Source organism: Actinomadura sp. 9N407 (assembly GCF_044326315.1).
GTDB lineage: Bacteria > Actinomycetota > Actinomycetes > Streptosporangiales > Streptosporangiaceae > Spirillospora.
Genome location: NZ_JBIRAW010000076.1, coordinates 1 through 1,147, shown reverse-complemented (window position 1 = coordinate 1,147; position 1,147 = coordinate 1). Strand labels below are relative to the sequence as shown.

Genomic DNA, 1,147 nt, shown 5'->3' with positions numbered 1-1,147 from the left:
GGGGGCTCGATGTCCAGGTCGGTCAGGGAGGAGACGTGGTAGACCGAGCCGGGCACGTGGATGGCGTGCGCCAGGCCCATGTGCGCGTCCCGCCAGAACCGCTGGATCGGGTTGTCGCTGCGCATCCCGTTGCCGCCCGAGCGCACCATGATGTCGGTGGTGGCCTGCGCCGCACGCCACGCCGCCCGGACCTGGATCCGGCGGCCGGCCGCGCGCTCGGCGAAGCTGATCTCCTGCCCGGCCGCGACCTTGTCGTACATCCGGTTCACGTTCTCCAGCAGCGCCGCCCGCGACGCCTGGATCTCGGCCGTGGCCTCACCGATCGCGTACAGCACGTACGGGTCGTCCCTGACCTTCGTCCCGGTGATCTGGACACGGCCGCGCTGGTACGCCAGGTGGTGCGACAGCGCACCCTCAGCCATCCCGATCACCGCGGAAGTGATCCCCAGCGGGAACACACATGAGAACGGAACGTGATAACCGGGATCAGTCAGCCCCGCCTCCTTGGGCGCCGAGCCGTCGATAACCCTCGAGAACTCGACCACTCGATGGCCTGGAACGAAGGCATCCCGCACGATGATGTCCTTGCTGCCGGTCCCGCGCAGCCCGGCCACGTTCCAGGAGTCCTCGACGATCTCGTAGTCCGAGCGCGGCAGGATCATGTGCAGCGAGGTCGGCGGCATCGCCATCTTGCCCTCGCTGTCACCGAGCATCGCGCCCAGGAAGATCCAGTCGCAGTGGTCGGTCCCGGACGAGAACTGCCAGTGCCCGTTGAAGACGTAGCCGCCGTCGACCGGACGGGCGATGCCCATCGGCGCGTACGGCGAGGCGATCCAGGTGTCGTTGTCCTCGCCCCAGATCTCCTCCTGCACCTTGGGGTCGGCCATCGCCATCTCCCACGGGTGCACGCCCACGATCCCGGCGACCCAGCCGGCGGAACCGTCCAGCGCCGCGATCCCCATCACCGTCTCGGCGAACTCCGCGGGGTGCACCTGCAGCCCGCCGTAGGTCTTGGGCTGCAGCATCCGGATCACACCGGCGTCGCGCATCACCTTGGCGGCCTTGTCATCGAGCCGCCCCAGCGACTCGTTCACCGGGCCCAGCTCGCGCAGCTCCGCCGCCCGTTCCATGATCTTGTCGAGCACGC

The 1,147-nt window shown here is 68.9% G+C and carries 1 protein-coding gene; it reads right to left on the bottom strand.

Features of this window, described 5'->3' with window-relative positions; all coding sequences use genetic code 11:
• On the bottom strand, positions 1 to 1,147 hold a 1,147-nt coding region (locus ACH34Q_RS46925; RefSeq protein ID WP_395989763.1), incomplete at both ends, for an acyl-CoA dehydrogenase family protein.